The organism is Enterococcus sp. AZ103, from assembly GCF_051714685.1.
Lineage (GTDB): Bacteria > Bacillota > Bacilli > Lactobacillales > Enterococcaceae > Enterococcus_A > Enterococcus_A alishanensis.
On sequence record NZ_JBIOSI010000002.1, the window covers coordinates 890,765 to 904,702 of the forward strand.

16 protein-coding genes are annotated in these 13,938 nt (G+C 34.9%); 15 read left to right on the forward strand and 1 reads right to left on the reverse strand.

Features of this window, described 5'->3' with window-relative positions; translation table 11 throughout:
* Positions 1-111: 111 nt before the first annotated feature.
* From ID741_RS18985 to ID741_RS19025, 9 genes are all read left to right on the forward strand, one after another.
* Positions 112-744 carry a TetR/AcrR family transcriptional regulator gene (locus ID741_RS18985; RefSeq protein ID WP_218326018.1) on the forward strand — a complete coding sequence of 211 codons (633 nt, stop codon included), beginning with the start codon at positions 112-114 and terminating at the stop codon, positions 742-744.
* Complete coding sequence (locus ID741_RS18990; protein WP_246601462.1) at positions 744-1,112, forward strand: hypothetical protein; 369 nt, start codon at positions 744-746, stop codon at positions 1,110-1,112. Before ID741_RS18985 ends, ID741_RS18990 begins: the two co-directional genes overlap by 1 nt.
* Before the next feature lie 669 nt (positions 1,113-1,781).
* Positions 1,782-2,450, forward strand: a complete 669-nt coding sequence (locus ID741_RS18995; RefSeq protein WP_218326017.1) for a response regulator transcription factor — start codon at positions 1,782-1,784, stop codon at positions 2,448-2,450.
* Positions 2,447-3,352, forward strand: a complete 906-nt coding sequence (locus ID741_RS19000) for a sensor histidine kinase (RefSeq protein ID WP_438721206.1) — start codon at positions 2,447-2,449, stop codon at positions 3,350-3,352. Before ID741_RS18995 ends, ID741_RS19000 begins: the two co-directional genes overlap by 4 nt.
* Positions 3,353-3,471: 119 nt before the next feature.
* A complete protein-coding gene (locus ID741_RS19005) occupies positions 3,472-4,140 on the forward strand; it encodes an ABC transporter ATP-binding protein (RefSeq protein WP_438721207.1) in 669 nt (222 codons plus the stop codon).
* Positions 4,141-4,153: 13 nt separating this feature from the next.
* Positions 4,154-6,814, forward strand: a complete 2,661-nt coding sequence (locus ID741_RS19010; protein WP_438721208.1) for an ABC transporter permease — start codon at positions 4,154-4,156, stop codon at positions 6,812-6,814.
* A 135-nt stretch (positions 6,815-6,949) separates the two neighbouring features.
* Entirely contained in the window at positions 6,950-7,492 is a 543-nt protein-coding gene (locus ID741_RS19015; RefSeq protein WP_218326013.1) for a flavodoxin, read from the forward strand.
* Between the two features lies 1 nt (position 7,493).
* A complete protein-coding gene (locus ID741_RS19020; RefSeq protein WP_218326012.1) occupies positions 7,494-7,898 on the forward strand; it encodes a cupin domain-containing protein in 405 nt (134 codons plus the stop codon).
* Between the two features lie 11 nt (positions 7,899-7,909).
* Positions 7,910-8,221, forward strand: coding sequence for a carboxymuconolactone decarboxylase family protein (locus tag ID741_RS19025; RefSeq protein WP_218326011.1), 312 nt, complete (start codon positions 7,910-7,912; stop codon positions 8,219-8,221).
* A gap of 149 nt (positions 8,222-8,370) precedes the next feature.
* On the opposite strand, the gene ID741_RS19030 is transcribed toward ID741_RS19025, so the two are convergent.
* Positions 8,371-8,724, reverse strand: a complete 354-nt coding sequence (locus tag ID741_RS19030; RefSeq protein ID WP_438721209.1) for a glyoxalase — start codon at positions 8,722-8,724, stop codon at positions 8,371-8,373.
* 80 nt (positions 8,725-8,804) lie between these two features.
* Here ID741_RS19030 and ID741_RS19035 point away from each other — a divergent pair, with 80 nt between their 5' ends.
* The 6 genes from ID741_RS19035 to ID741_RS19060 all read left to right on the forward strand — a co-directional run bounded on the left by ID741_RS19035 (position 8,805) and on the right by ID741_RS19060 (position 13,931).
* A complete protein-coding gene (locus ID741_RS19035) occupies positions 8,805-9,266 on the forward strand; it encodes a hypothetical protein (protein WP_218326010.1) in 462 nt (153 codons plus the stop codon).
* A 492-nt stretch (positions 9,267-9,758) separates the two neighbouring features.
* On the forward strand, positions 9,759-11,666 hold the full coding sequence (locus ID741_RS19040; RefSeq protein ID WP_438721210.1) for an SSURE domain-containing protein: 1,908 nt from the start codon (positions 9,759-9,761) through the stop codon (positions 11,664-11,666).
* 160 nt (positions 11,667-11,826) lie between these two features.
* Positions 11,827-12,399 (forward strand): flavodoxin, encoded by a 573-nt coding sequence (locus tag ID741_RS19045; RefSeq protein ID WP_438721211.1) that lies wholly within the window; start codon positions 11,827-11,829, stop codon positions 12,397-12,399.
* Between the two features lie 32 nt (positions 12,400-12,431).
* On the forward strand, positions 12,432-12,827 hold the full coding sequence (locus tag ID741_RS19050; RefSeq protein WP_438721212.1) for an NAD(P)H-dependent oxidoreductase: 396 nt from the start codon (positions 12,432-12,434) through the stop codon (positions 12,825-12,827).
* Between the two features lie 256 nt (positions 12,828-13,083).
* Positions 13,084-13,218: a hypothetical protein gene (locus ID741_RS19055; protein WP_438721213.1), complete on the forward strand. Its 135-nt coding sequence runs from the start codon at positions 13,084-13,086 to the stop codon at positions 13,216-13,218.
* On the forward strand, positions 13,215-13,931 hold the full coding sequence (locus ID741_RS19060; RefSeq protein WP_438721214.1) for an aldo/keto reductase: 717 nt from the start codon (positions 13,215-13,217) through the stop codon (positions 13,929-13,931). Before ID741_RS19055 ends, ID741_RS19060 begins: the two co-directional genes overlap by 4 nt.
* Positions 13,932-13,938 lie beyond the last annotated feature (7 nt).

Consider the following 13,938-nt stretch of genomic DNA (forward strand, 5'->3'; position numbering starts at 1 on the left):
TACTTAAAAATCACTCGAGAAAGTCAATTTATTTCTTTTTTTGACAAGTGATCGATTGTTCACTATAATAATGGTGAACGATCGATCACTATATTTTTTGAGGAGGATATTATGCCAAAAAATAAAACGCGGGATACGAAGGAAGTTATTCTATTAGTTGCATTAAAGTTATTTTCTGAAAAAGGCTATGATGGGGTCGGCATTAGAGACATATCAAAAGAAATCGGAATCCGAGAGAGCGCTATATACAAACATTACAATAATAAGCAAGACATTTTTGATTCAATTCTCAAAGATATCGAACGTCGTTATCAAGAAGAAGTTTCTACTTTTATGCCTCCTGAGAGCATGACCAATATCTTTTCAAAAGAAAATGATCTCAGAGAGGAATTATTCCGCATCAGTATTACAATGTTCCAATTCTATCTCAAAACAGAATATGGTTCGCAATTACGTAGAATGCTAACTATAGAGCAATATAGAACAACAGAAGCAGGTAAATTTTTTCATGAATTGATAATAGACAATGGTTTAGATTATATATCAGGTGTATTTACTAATTTAATAAAAGATGAAATTTATCTTGATGTTGATCCAATGATTATGGCAGTGCAGTTTTATTCACCTCTTTATTTATTGCTATCTAAATACGACAATCAGCCCGAAAAGTATGATGAAGCCCTAATTTTTTTAGAAAAACATATTAGACAGTTCAATGCAATCTATTTAAGTAGTGATAAATAATGAAGGGAATTGGAATATTGATAGTGGAGTGGATTATTACCGGTTTGATTGTTTATGCGGGATTATCGAATAAACAAATATTATTCATCAACGGACCAAGAACAGCAGTGATTACTTTGGGCATAATCGGATTTGCAATGTGTATGATAATGCCGACCATCGGTAAGTTTATAAGTAACGCTCCAATGCATCCTCTCACAATTGTGGGCTACATTTTTGGTGTAATCCCGTTGGTAATTACAGTCGTACAAATGTTCAAATGGAATATTCCCATTATCTATGATTCAAAAACTGCACTTTTTATTGTTGCTGGTTGCATTATCTTAAAGTCGATCATTGGTAGATTCGCACCATTAATAGTAAAGTAAATTTAAATAACACTATTACTACAAAGAATACTAAAGGTTATGTTTATTTTCATGCGCTGACAGAAAATGACACCAAAGTTTTTGAGAAGCCAGTCCCTTTTACTTTTAAAGCTAATCTTCAAATCATACGATTGATTTAATCAGAGAAAATTATCAATCCAGAATCTAATGTGAAAAAATTTTTTTATCGTCAAATATCAAGATGGATCCGTTATGGAACTCGCTAAAACAGAATCTTACACTGATGAAATTGGGGAATTGTTCTCAGTACGAAGCAAAGTTTTAGCTGGTTACACTTTCAATAGAAGCATTGTTAATAGAGATAGTCGAACGCAACCTTATTATGTAGGCAGACATACAGAAGAGTCATAAGAAGTAATTTTTTGTATATAATGCAACAGTGCGAGGTGGTTCTATTCTAAGGACAGATAGACAACAATTGGAACGTCAACATCATCAGTGACCCAGCCAAGCAACTGGTATTAAAACCAAATTAATGTTGATTGTTTTAGGTGGATTTGTTTGGTATCGGAAGAAAAGAGCAAATTAAGTTTTAATTACCAAGGATCTTTAAATAGGTTCTTGGCTTTTTTGGGTAAATATAAAGCAGTCAAATAATCAAATTATTTCCATGATATAATAATTGAATCAAATGAAAGTTGAGATCACATGGACAAAATATTGATTGTAGAAGATGATCGGGCGCTTAGTGAAGGTGTATCAATTGCTTTAAAAAATTTGGAAATTCAAATAATTCAATCTAACAACTTAGCTGATGCTGAAACTGTTCTTATAAATCAAGGAATAGATTTAGTTTTACTAGATATTCATCTACCTGATGGTAACGGCTTAGAATTTCTAAAAAAAATCAAACATAGTTTCAATATACCCGTGATATTGTTGACGGCTAATGATACTGAAATGGACATTGTTTTAGGCTTAGAATATGGCGCCAACGACTACATTACCAAACCTTTTAGTCTGGCAGTTTTGCGAGCGCGAGTTAACACCCAATTGCGACGTAAGCAAGAGAAAAAACAAGAATTATTTGTGATGGATGAGTTCGTTTTTGACTTTAATAAAATGATTTTTTCTAAAAATAAACAGTCTGTTGAACTAAGCAAAACAGAGCAAAAACTATTACGGATTTTAATCGAAAATCGTGGAATTACCGTTATGCGGGAAAAGTTATTGGATCAAGTTTGGGGCAACGAGCAAGAATTTATTGACGGCAATACCTTGTCGGTGACTATTAAGCGACTCAGAGACAAGTTGGATGCGGTGGAGGAAATAAAAACAATTTATGGGCTTGGATATAGTTGGCGGTGGGATAAATGATTTTAAATCTATTGTTTTGGTGCATGGTAATTATTATCTGCTTACTCATAATTTTATTTTGGCAACGATGGCGGTTTAGAAAAATGTTAAATCGCTTGTCTCAAATGCTAGTGAAAGCTAAAGAAGGTACATTTAATGAAGCTAATTATGATGAAAGCATATTGTCTTCGATTGAAAGTCAAATGAAAGAGTATTTAGCTACTTCGGTCAGTTCCACGGAACAAATGGCGCATGAAAAAGAGGAAATTAAGCGATTAATTTCTGATATTTCCCATCAGACCAAGACACCTGTGACAAATTTATTATTGTATTCGCAGTTATTGGCAGAGCAAGCAGACCTATCTACCGAGAATCAAAAATATCTTACACAAATAAGTCAGCAAACTGAAAAACTGAACTTTTTAATTACTACTTTGATTAAATTGTCTCGTTTGGAAACAGGAATTTTAGCTTTACATCCGCAAAAGACGGCAATTTTACCAATGCTAAAAGAAGTGCAATTACAGTTCAACGAAAATGCGCAACAAAAAAATATTCAAATCATTCTTGAAAATACCCAGGAAGAAGCAATTTTCGATCAGAAGTGGACGACTGAAGCGCTAGCGAATATTGTTGAAAATGCCATCAAATACACAGCTGATGATGGGAAGATTACGATAAAAACGACAGCCTACGAATTTTTCTGCCGAATTGATATTACAGACACTGGGATTGGAATTTCTGAAAAAGAATTGGCTCAAATATTTACTCGTTTTTATCGTTCAAGTTCGGTGGCAGATAATGAAGGCGTAGGGATTGGTTTATACCTAACAAGGCAGATCTTAGCTGCCGAGAATGCTTATCTGAAAGTTGACTCAAAACTTGAAGAAGGCAGTACTTTTTCAGTTTTTTTAGTGAAATAAGTAATTCTTACAAACTTGTTAGATTTTATTGTAGTGGAGAAAGATTCTGGTAAGTTTTATTTGTTAAAGTCTGAAGTGTAGAGAAGCACTTACAGACTTTTTTTATGGGGGTTTTAGAGATGAATATTTTAGGGACAAGAGGACTTACAAAAACTTACGGGACTGGCGATACAATGGTTCATGCGTTGGAGGATGTCAATCTGACAATCACTAAAGGAGAATTTGTAGCAATCGTTGGTACATCTGGTAGTGGGAAGTCCACTTTGTTACATATGTTAGGTGGATTGGATCAACCAACTAGTGGGAGTGTCAAAGTGGATGGTGTTGATATTTTTAAATTAAAAAAAGAAGCATTAATCATTTTTAGACGGAGAAAGATTGGCTTTGTTTTTCAAGATTATAATTTGGTGCCGGTTTTAAACGTTTACGAAAATATTGTTTTACCAAGCCAACTAGATGGCTATGCACCTAAAGCTGAATATATTGATAGTATTATTGAGACGTTAGGTCTGACTTCAAAATTACAAAATTTACCCAATCATTTATCAGGCGGTCAACAGCAACGAGTAGCAATTGCCAGGGCCTTGTCTACTCAACCAGCCATTTTATTAGCTGATGAGCCTACTGGAAATTTAGATTCAAAAACTAGCCAAGATGTTTTAGGTTTGTTGAAAGTTAGCAATCAAAAGTATAATCAAACGATTGTAATGATTACCCACAATGAAGAGATTGCCCAATTAGCTGACCGGATTCTTCGGATCGAAGATGGTCAGTTAGTGGAACAATAGGGGGGTGACCAGTATGAAAGTTGCTAATCGTAAAATTATTCGAAAAATTAGTTTACGCAGTTTAACCCGTCAAAAAGGCCGCAATGTGATCGTTGTCTTGGCGATTATTTTAACTTCTATCTTGTTTACAACGATGTTCACTATCGGCTCTTCCATCAATCACGCTTTTCAACAAAGTAATTTCAGGCAAGTTGGTGGTTATGCTCATGCAGGCTTCAAATATGTTACAAAAGATGAAATTGGTCAGCTACAACAAGATTCAAAAATAAAAAAATTTGGTCTGCGTCAATTCGTTGGTTCACCGACAGAAGCCCCTTTTAACAAAGCCCATGTTGAGGTCGGTTATAGCGATCAAAATTATGCTAAATGGACCTTTAGTATTCCTGAAAAAGGTCGACTTCTTAAAGAAGGAACGAATGAAGCTGCGACAGATACGAGAGTATTATCATTACTAGGAATAGAACCAAAAATTGGTGAGCGTTTCACACTAAAATTTTTAGTTGATGGTAAGGAAACAACGCAAACATTTAGTTTGTCTGGTTGGTGGAAATATGACGAAGCAAGCAGCGCAAGCCATGTCCTAATTCCTGAAAGTCGTGCTAGTCAAATCTTTGATCAATTACAAACTATTGGCGATGATGGTTTGACTACGCTGTGGACGATGGATGTAATGTTTCGGAATAGTATAGGTATTGGTGATAAAATAAAAGCTGTCTTAAAAGATCAAGACTTTCAAAATACAAATGAGAATAAAGCAAATTATATTGCTACTGGTACAAACTGGGGATATTCTGGCGCCAAAGCAATCTCTGAACAGGATCCGATGGCTGTTATTACGATAGCCGTATTGTTAATATTGATTATGATCACTAGCTACTTGATTATTTACAATGTATTTCAGATTTCCGTGACTAATGATATTCGTTTTTATGGCTTACTAAAAACAATTGGAACGACAGGACGTCAGATTAAACGATTGATTCGATTACAAGGGATTATTTTATCATGTATTGGGATTCCAGTTGGTTTAATACTTGGTTATTTAATCGGAATTAAATTAACCCCGGCAGTTTTAAATATTTTAAATGATGTAACGATAGATAGTATTTCTGTTAGCCCTCTTATTTTTATTTTCTCGGCAATTTTTTCTTTTGGAACGGTCATTATTTCTTGTCGGCGACCGGGCAAGTTAGCTGCTAAAGTTTCCCCTGTTGAAGCAATACGTTACACAGATGGCGTCGGAAAAAATAAAAAAATTCGGAAAACAACTAAAGGTGCTTCAATCGCAAAAATGGCCTGGGCCAATCTTGGTAGAAATCGGTTAAAGACACTTATCACTGTTATTTCTTTATCCTTGGCTGTTGTATTACTAAATTTAACAACAACTCTGGTGAATGGCTTTGATATGGATAAATATTTGAGGAAAATGACAACCGATTATATCGTAGCTGATGCTGGTTACTTTCAAGTCAATACACCTTATTGGACCAGTGATATGACTGTTCCTGAAGAAGCTATCGAAGAAATTAAACAACAAAAAGGCATCACAGATAGCGGTCGTATTTACGGTCAGTCTTCTGAAGATGGTGTGCTTTCTGATATACATCAATTTGTTAGCGAAGATATCTTCCGTAAAAATAACCAACTATTTTACGATCAGCATGACTTAGATACTGTCATCGATCGTAGTGAAAGATCAGGAGACTTATTAGCTGATGATGTGTATATGTACGGTATGGAAGATTTTATTTTGCGACAACTTACTACTGTAAAGGGTAATCTTCAAAAAATAAAAGATCCTACAAAAAAATATATCGCAGCAGTGTATCAAAAAAATGATTACGATAGTCCTATAAAAGCCAGTCATTGGGCTAAAGTTGGAGGCACAGTTACCATTCGTTATACCGATAAGTGGGAATACTTTGATCCTGACACTGGAGAAATTTTTGACAATCAGCCTGAGGAACGAAAGTGGGAAAGACGGTCAAAAGAGTATCGTGATGTTGAATATCAAGTTGCAGCGCTGGTGACAATTCCTAATACATTAGATTATCGATTTTATGGTCGAAATCAATTTATTTTGGATGACAAAAATTTCATAGCAGATTCAAACTCTGATGGGATTATGAGTTTTGCTTTTGATACATCTAAAAGAGATAATCAACAAATCAGCAATTATTTGCAAAATTTCACTGAGAATGAACAATCACAGTTAGATTTTGAAAGCAAAGAAACTTTTCTTAAAGAATTTGAATCAATGAAGAATATGTTTGCTTTATTAGGCGGTGTATTGTGTCTAATTATTGGAATAGTAGGCATCCTTAATTTTATTAATGCTATTTTGAGTGGGATTCTAGCAAGAAGGCGAGAATTTGCAGTTTTACAATCTGTCGGAATGACCGGAAAACAATTAAAGCTAATGTTGGTTTGGGAAGGATTGTACTATACTATCGGTGCAGCTTTAGTTTCACTTGGATTATGTTTGATTTCAGCACCATTATTAAGTCAGACGATTGAAAAGGTATTGTGGTTCTTTAGTTACCAATTTACGATTGTTCCAGTCCTGATCGTATTTCCAATTTTTGTGATTTTAGGGATATTCATTCCTCTAATCAGTTATTATTTTGTCGCAAAACAACCGATTATTGAACGTTTACGAAAAGCAGATAATTAAAGTAAAAAACTTCCTGGCAAAGTTTGCCGGGAAGTTTTTTCATGCCTTCTAGCTATGATAACTAAAAAAGAAGGTATTAGACCAATAACAAATATGGGTTTAAGATGAAGAAGTAGTAAGGAGGTGGCAGTAAATATGGCAATCATTATTTATTTCTCCCATGGCGGCGAGACGATTATTAATGGGCAAAAAGTAGTTCGAGAAAAAGGCAATACTGCAATTTTAGCTGAAAACATTGCCGCAAAAATTGATGCTGAAATATATTCTTTGAAACCGAGTCAACCTTATCCTGAAAATTATGATGCCTTAGTTGAACAGGTTTGTCATAAAAAAGAATTAACAACGGATTTTATCGATTTATCAATAAATGTTGATGATGATGAGTTCTTTATCGGTTATCCTAACTGGTGCGGCACGATGCCAGAAATTTTGCAGCACTTTTTAGCCTCGCAAGATTTTTCAGGAAAAAATATTTATCCTTTTTGTACCCATGAAGGTAGTGCATTAGGAAGTTCTTTAGTTGATTTAAAGAATCTTTGTCCCACTGCAATAATCAAAACAGGATTAGCTGTTCGTGGGTCGAAAGTTGAAAAAAGTCAAACTGCCATCGATAATTGGCTGATGCAATATCAGTGTGATACGTGTCATAAGAAACAGTTAAAGAAAGGAAGCTTATAATATGAAAAACGAAGAAGTAAAGAATGGCGTCATTTTTCCAGTTGGAGAAAAAAATGACGCTTATGCACAATATTTTATTGGACAAAGTTATTTAAATACCTTGGTTGCCGATCCCGATGTGAATGTGGGTGTCGGTAATGTAACTTTTGAACCAGGTTGTCGAAATAATTGGCATATTCACGAAGGTGGATTTCAAATTTTATTAGTAACTGGTGGAGAAGGTTGGTATCAAGAAGATGGTCAAGCGCCTCAAAGTTTAAAACCTGGAGATGTTATTGTAACTCATGATGGCGTAAAACATTGGCATGGTGCTAAAAAAGATAGTTGGTTTGAACATTTGGCAATAACTGCCGGAAAAGCAGTTTGGCTAGAACCAGTTGAAGATACTCATTACGATCAACTTTAGGAGGAATAATCATGAAAAAACAAACAGCAGGTAGAGATAACTTAGGTGATCTAGCACCACAATTCGCGGCATTAAATGATGATGTATTATTCGGTGAAGTCTGGGCGCGGGAAAGTCAGCTTTCTGCTCATGACAGAAGTATGATCACGGTCGCTAGTTTAATGTCACAAGGTTTGCCACAACTAGAAGCTCATTTGAAAATTGCTAAAGAAAATGGTGTCACTCAAGAAGAGTTGGTAGAAATGTTTACCCATTTAGCTTTTTACGCAGGTTGGCCTAAAGCATGGACGGCTTTTAATTTGTTGAAAGAAACTTACAAATAAAGTTTTTTTTAAATTAACCATAAAAATTCAAACTTTCTTCACATTTATGACTTATATTATAAGTACCAACAACAACCCTAACACTTTTTCATTTTTAACTCCTGACCTGACGGACCCCACCGTCAGGTCTATTTTTTTGCTATAATAAACTAAGCCTTAGCAATCACGAAATAATTTCCTTCAGGGTCGGTAAAATTAAAGGTAGCAGTCTGATCAACTGTCATTAATTCTGCTGATGGGTTCAAGCGTTCATGCAATTCTTCAAAGTCTTCTCGATACAACATCAAAGAAGGCGTGCTATCTAAAACCTCCGGCGAAACCTCAGCAATGAAATCTCGGGGGAAAATCACAAATTCAATTTCACCAGAAATTTTTAAAATAGCATTAGACAATCCCTTTGGCAATGGCTGATTTTCTATCAATTCAGCACCTAGTTTTTCTTGCCAAAATTGGCTGATGGTTTCCACGTTTTGTACACAAAACATAATTCGTATTTTTTTCAAGATAATCCCTACTTTCTTAGTTTGGCGTTATCTTAGCATGAAATAAAATTAAATTAAAATGATTCAATTGGAGGTAAAAAATGGCTGTAAGTGAATGGTATCAGAACAAAGAAGGACGGGCTGAACACCTAGTCTATCTAAACAAGCAAGGAAAAGAATTAGAAAAATTGTTGAATAAGGAAAAAACCATGATTATTCGTGGCGCCGCAGGTCGAAAAAGTCCATTGGGTGGACGAGCAAAAATCGATGACCTTGTCTATTTTGTTGAAACTGGCGGCAATCAAATGGTGACGCATCGTGGTGTAATTAAAAATGTCATAGAAACTGAAAAGATGACTCCTGAAGAATCGGCTGCATTTGTTGATAAACATGAAAAGGAATTGAATCTTTCAAAAGCGCAGTATAAACGCTGGGCAGGAAAGAAATTTTTAGCCCTATATGAAATTGATCATTTAGAAGCTATCGAACCATTTAAGTATGACCGTCAAAATAATATGGACGATTGGATAATTACTGAAGATATTAATCAAATTAAAGCGTGATATTTTAAGCCAAGCTAATTTTTTAGCTTGGTTTTTTTTTTCGTAAGTATCAAGCTATTGAGGGGAATTTAATTTTTTTACTATTGAAATTTCAGATAGCTTGACATAAAAAATTTCAATATAAGATTCATTTCGATAAATTCAGGCATTTGAAATAAAAATAATATTTTTTTTGAGTTTATTCTTATTGATCGATAATTATATAAATACTTACTCAGAATAGTCTGTAAATAATACTTAATTTAAGCAAACATATAATTTTACAAAAAGAATAACAAATAGTAGTATCCTTTTCATGAAGCGATGAAAAACATAGGAAATCAAATTATTTGGACAAATAAAATTTTTCCCTAAGCGATGTAAACTTCATAGAAAATAAAAATATGACTTATTTACGAAGCATAAATGTATTTATGTAATATTTGTTAGATTTAATTTTGACATTACTGATTTTATGTGAGTGGTCGGTCGTAAAAAAATGGAGGAGTTACCATGAGTAACAAAAATCAAAGTTTGTTAAAAAAACAAACAAGAGCTTTATCAAAAAGCAAACAAAAAAGAATCGCAGCTTCATTGGTTTCATTAGCAGTTTTAGGAACTAGCGGATTATTAGCAGTTGCTGGACAAACAAAAGTTCAAGCCGCAACGACTTCTACTACTGCAGCTAGCAAAGCAGTTACTTCAAGCGATGTTGTAAAAGCAGTTCAAGACAATATTAAAACAACTGCTTATGTTTCTAAAAGTGATATTACAGCAGCTGAAGCTGACGGTCCTTTCTTAGCGGGTGTATCTTCAGATATCAACTTTGCTGCATTTGGCGGAGATGGCATGCTTACTCGTTTGTTGTTAAACTCTTCAGATGGAGCAGCTTGGTCTAATAATGGTTCTGGCAGCAATTCTCCATTATTACCTGTGGAAGGCTTAACGGAAGCAGATGGTTATACTTATCAAGTAAAACTAACAGATCCTGAATTCGCAGACAAAACAACAAATCAAGAATTATTAACAGCATTACAAGAAACAACTGCAACTGAATTAAATGCAACAGTGACTGTTTATCAAAACAATGCACAAGTTGCTACTAAAAAAGTTCAATTTAAAATTGGTATACCAGATATTCAATCAGCTTTAGACAATACAGTTAAAAGTGAAGCTACTTTATCAGTTAGTGATGTAACAAATGGTAAAGGAACTGACAGCCCTTATACAGCTGGAATTAATTCAGATCTTGACTTTTCAGCTTTTGGTGGAGATGGCATGATTTCAAGAAGATTATTAAAAGCTTCTGATGATGCTGCATGGTCAGATAATGGTTCTGCTGGAACAAATGCAGCCTTACTTGCTGCTTCAAACTTTACTGCTGGCCAATTCACTTATAATGTTTCATTAAGTGGCGTACTTGCTGGTAAAACTGGCGATGACTTGGTACAAGCCTTACAAGCAAACCCAGGTAAATACACTGCAACTGTTAATGTTTATGCATCTGATAATACATCTACACCAGTAGCGACTAAGACAGTTGCTTTAACTGTTGATGAAAGTATTCAAAATTCCGTTTCTAAAAATATCAAAGATACAGTAACTGTTTCTGGAGAAAAAGTTGGTGCTGCTAACTTTACTGGACCATTCTCAGCTGGTGTTAATGAAGTTATTCCGTTTGAAGCTTACGGTGGCGACGGCATGTTAACAAGATTACTAATCAACTCTACTGACGAAAAATGGTCTGATAACGGCGTTGATCAAAATGCTGCAATCGCTCCAGCAGCTAACTTACAAGCTGATAAGTATTTCTACGAAGTTGATTTAGATGGCGCTGCAGCTGGCAAAACTGGCGAAGCTTTAGTGAAAGCCTTACAAGCAAACCCTGGTAAATATACTGCTACTACTAAGGTATATGCAGCAGGTGCGGATGGTAAAGCTGATACAAGTTCAGTCATCGCAACTAAAACAACTACTGTAAATATTGAAAAGGCCGTTTACAATGGTGTTAAATTATATCGTGCTTACAATCCAAATTCAGGTGAACACTTATACACTGTAAGTAAATCTGAGTTTGATGGAGTCATAAAAGCTGGTTGGACTGATGAAGGTACTGCATGGAAAACTGCCAATGAAGCAGTTGGTACACCTGTCTATCGTTTATACAACAAAAATTCAGGTGAACACTTCTACACATCCAGTGAAGCTGAATACAATTCAGTTGCAAATGCTGGTTGGAATAAAGAAGGCGTAGCATTCTATTCTGCTGATAAAGCTGAAGGTGTTGCAGTGTACCGTGCATTTAACCCTAATGCCCAAGGTGCAGGTTCTCACTTGTTTACAACATCTGTTTCTGAAAAAGATGGTATTGTAAATAAAGGTTGGAAAGATGAAGGCATCGCATTTTACGGTGTGAAATAAGAATTTTTAACTTTTGAGTCAGAGGAATTTATCCTCTGGCTTTTTTTGTCGTACGGTTGATATGCTTTTTTGGCATATCTGGGATTCTAAATAAGTATTGGTAATGGAAGATCTTTTCTTTTAATGTAAAGCTAACTTAAAATATTTAGGAGGAAGGACCATGAAAAAAATCATTTTCGCATTACTTGGTTTATTTTTACTTAGCGCTTGCGGTACGGGAGAAGATGCGGTTGATACAAGAGAATCTACAACAGTTTCCAATGACAATTCTGTTGCAATTATTTATTACTCATTGACGGGTACAACTGCAGAAGTTGCCAATGAAATCCAGCAAAAAACAGGTGGCACCTTGATTGAAATTGCGACTGCTGAACCTTATCCTGATGAATATTCTGATGTAACCGATATTGTTTCTGAACAAATAGAAAATGATGCGTTACCTGACTTAGCTAATATAGAGACATCTTTAGCAGATTACAATACTATTTATTTAGGCTCACCAATTTGGTATGGATCAATTTCTTTGCCAATTCAAAAATTTTTAACAGATAATGATTTGTCAGGTAAAGAAGTTTATCCTTTTTACACTAGTGGTAGCAGTGGGATTGATAGTGCAGTTGAAGAAGTTGAATTGTTAGCTAGCAGAGCAAATGTACACACTGGTCTTGGTTTATCAGAAAATGATATGGATAGTATGGAGGATAATGTGTCAGATTGGTTAACTGGGAATTAAAAATTAAAATAACTATTGAAAGGTTGATAAAAATGAAAACACTCGTACTAGTATTTCATCCAGATTTAAATGCATCGACAGTCAATCGTCGTTTAGCAGAGGCGGCAGAACAGTTATCAGAAGTGACTGTTAAAAATATGTATCAGCTTTATCCAGAATTTAAAATCGATGTGGCAGTTGAGCAAGCTGGATTAGAGAAAGCGGACCGGATTGTTTTACAATTCCCGATGTACTGGTATTCTTCACCAGCTTTGTTGAAACAATGGCAAGATGAAGTTCTAGAATACGGTTGGGCTTATGGTAGTAGCGGAAATGCATTAAAAGGGAAAGAATTATTAATTGCTGTTTCACCTGGTGCACCAGCTAAAAATTATGTTCGTCAGGTTAATTTTAAATATGAGGTTCATGATTTACTACGTCCATTTTAAGCAACAAGTAATTTAATTGGTACAAAATTTGTTAAACCATTTGTATTGGCCGGAGCTTCAAGCATTTCTGAATCGGAACTAGCAGTCGCCGCAAGAAACTATGCAAATTATTTAATAGCAGAATTACCTTTATTAGGTGATTATGAATAAGATTAAATAAAGAGACTAGAAATTTAATGTTCTAGTTTTTTTTCTTGACTTAAACCGAACTCCAAGGAGTAAAGTGTAAATAATCAAAGTATAGAAGGTGAAAAAAATGGGGAAAGTGAACCTAGCAAGTAAAGAAATTTTTCCTATCGGCATCGGAACTTGGCAAATAGGTGACCATGCAATGAATCGGGAGAATGAAATTGAGGTATTCAGCAAGGATTATCCCAAGGCATCCAGTTGATTGATACAGCTGAAATGTACGGCGATGGAAAAGCAGAAGAGCTAGTTGGTGAGGCCATCAAAAATAAGAAACGGGAAGATTTGTTTGTTGTATCAAAAGTCTTACCTAAAAATGCTAACAGAAAAAAACTACTGGAAAGTTTAGATAAAAGTTTACAACGATTAAAAATAAATGAACTAGATTTGTACCTTTTACACTGGAAAAGTGATATACCTTTAGCTGAAACAGTAGCTGCTTTGGAAGAGGTAAAAAAGGTTGGGAAAATTCGTGCTTGGGGTGTTTCTAATTTTGATACTGTAGACATGGAAGAACTATTGGCATTACCACAAGGCAAAAACTGTGCCACTAATCAGATTAAGTATAATATTATTGAGCGTGGTGTTGAGTTTGATTTGTTGCCTTATCTGCAGGAAAACCAGATAACTACAATGGCCTACTCACCAATGATTAAAGGTCAATGGCAACAGTTGACTGAAGAGCAACGTGTCGTGCTTTTGAAAATTTCTGATGATCAAGAAATCAGTGTTGGGCAAATAATGTTAGCGTGGGCAATCAGAGATGGAAGCACCATTGCTATTCCTAAAGCCGCAAGCCCACAACACATACGAGAAAATGTTGCAGCTGCAACTAAAAAATTAACTGCTGAAGAATTAATTTTAATAGATTCAGTTTTTCAGGCGCCAACTAAAAAAACTGATTTGGCATTATGGTAAAGATGGA

Excerpts from the sequence above, each read along its gene's own strand:
- ID741_RS18985 (WP_218326018.1), top strand. The coding sequence starts at position 112 with ATGCCAAAAAATAAAACGCGGGATACGAAGGAAGTTATTCTATTAGTT.
- ID741_RS18990 (WP_246601462.1), top strand. The coding sequence starts at position 744 with ATGAAGGGAATTGGAATATTGATAGTGGAGTGGATTATTACCGGTTTG.
- ID741_RS18995 (WP_218326017.1), top strand. The coding sequence starts at position 1,782 with ATGGACAAAATATTGATTGTAGAAGATGATCGGGCGCTTAGTGAAGGT.
- ID741_RS19000 (WP_438721206.1), top strand. The coding sequence starts at position 2,447 with ATGATTTTAAATCTATTGTTTTGGTGCATGGTAATTATTATCTGCTTA.
- ID741_RS19005 (WP_438721207.1), top strand. The coding sequence starts at position 3,472 with ATGAATATTTTAGGGACAAGAGGACTTACAAAAACTTACGGGACTGGC.
- ID741_RS19010 (WP_438721208.1), top strand. The coding sequence starts at position 4,154 with ATGAAAGTTGCTAATCGTAAAATTATTCGAAAAATTAGTTTACGCAGT.
- ID741_RS19015 (WP_218326013.1), top strand. The coding sequence starts at position 6,950 with ATGGCAATCATTATTTATTTCTCCCATGGCGGCGAGACGATTATTAAT.
- ID741_RS19020 (WP_218326012.1), top strand. The coding sequence starts at position 7,494 with ATGAAAAACGAAGAAGTAAAGAATGGCGTCATTTTTCCAGTTGGAGAA.
- ID741_RS19025 (WP_218326011.1), top strand. The coding sequence starts at position 7,910 with ATGAAAAAACAAACAGCAGGTAGAGATAACTTAGGTGATCTAGCACCA.
- ID741_RS19035 (WP_218326010.1), top strand. The coding sequence starts at position 8,805 with ATGGCTGTAAGTGAATGGTATCAGAACAAAGAAGGACGGGCTGAACAC.
- ID741_RS19040 (WP_438721210.1), top strand. The coding sequence starts at position 9,759 with ATGAGTAACAAAAATCAAAGTTTGTTAAAAAAACAAACAAGAGCTTTA.
- ID741_RS19045 (WP_438721211.1), top strand. The coding sequence starts at position 11,827 with ATGAAAAAAATCATTTTCGCATTACTTGGTTTATTTTTACTTAGCGCT.
- ID741_RS19050 (WP_438721212.1), top strand. The coding sequence starts at position 12,432 with ATGAAAACACTCGTACTAGTATTTCATCCAGATTTAAATGCATCGACA.
- ID741_RS19055 (WP_438721213.1), top strand. The coding sequence starts at position 13,084 with ATGGGGAAAGTGAACCTAGCAAGTAAAGAAATTTTTCCTATCGGCATC.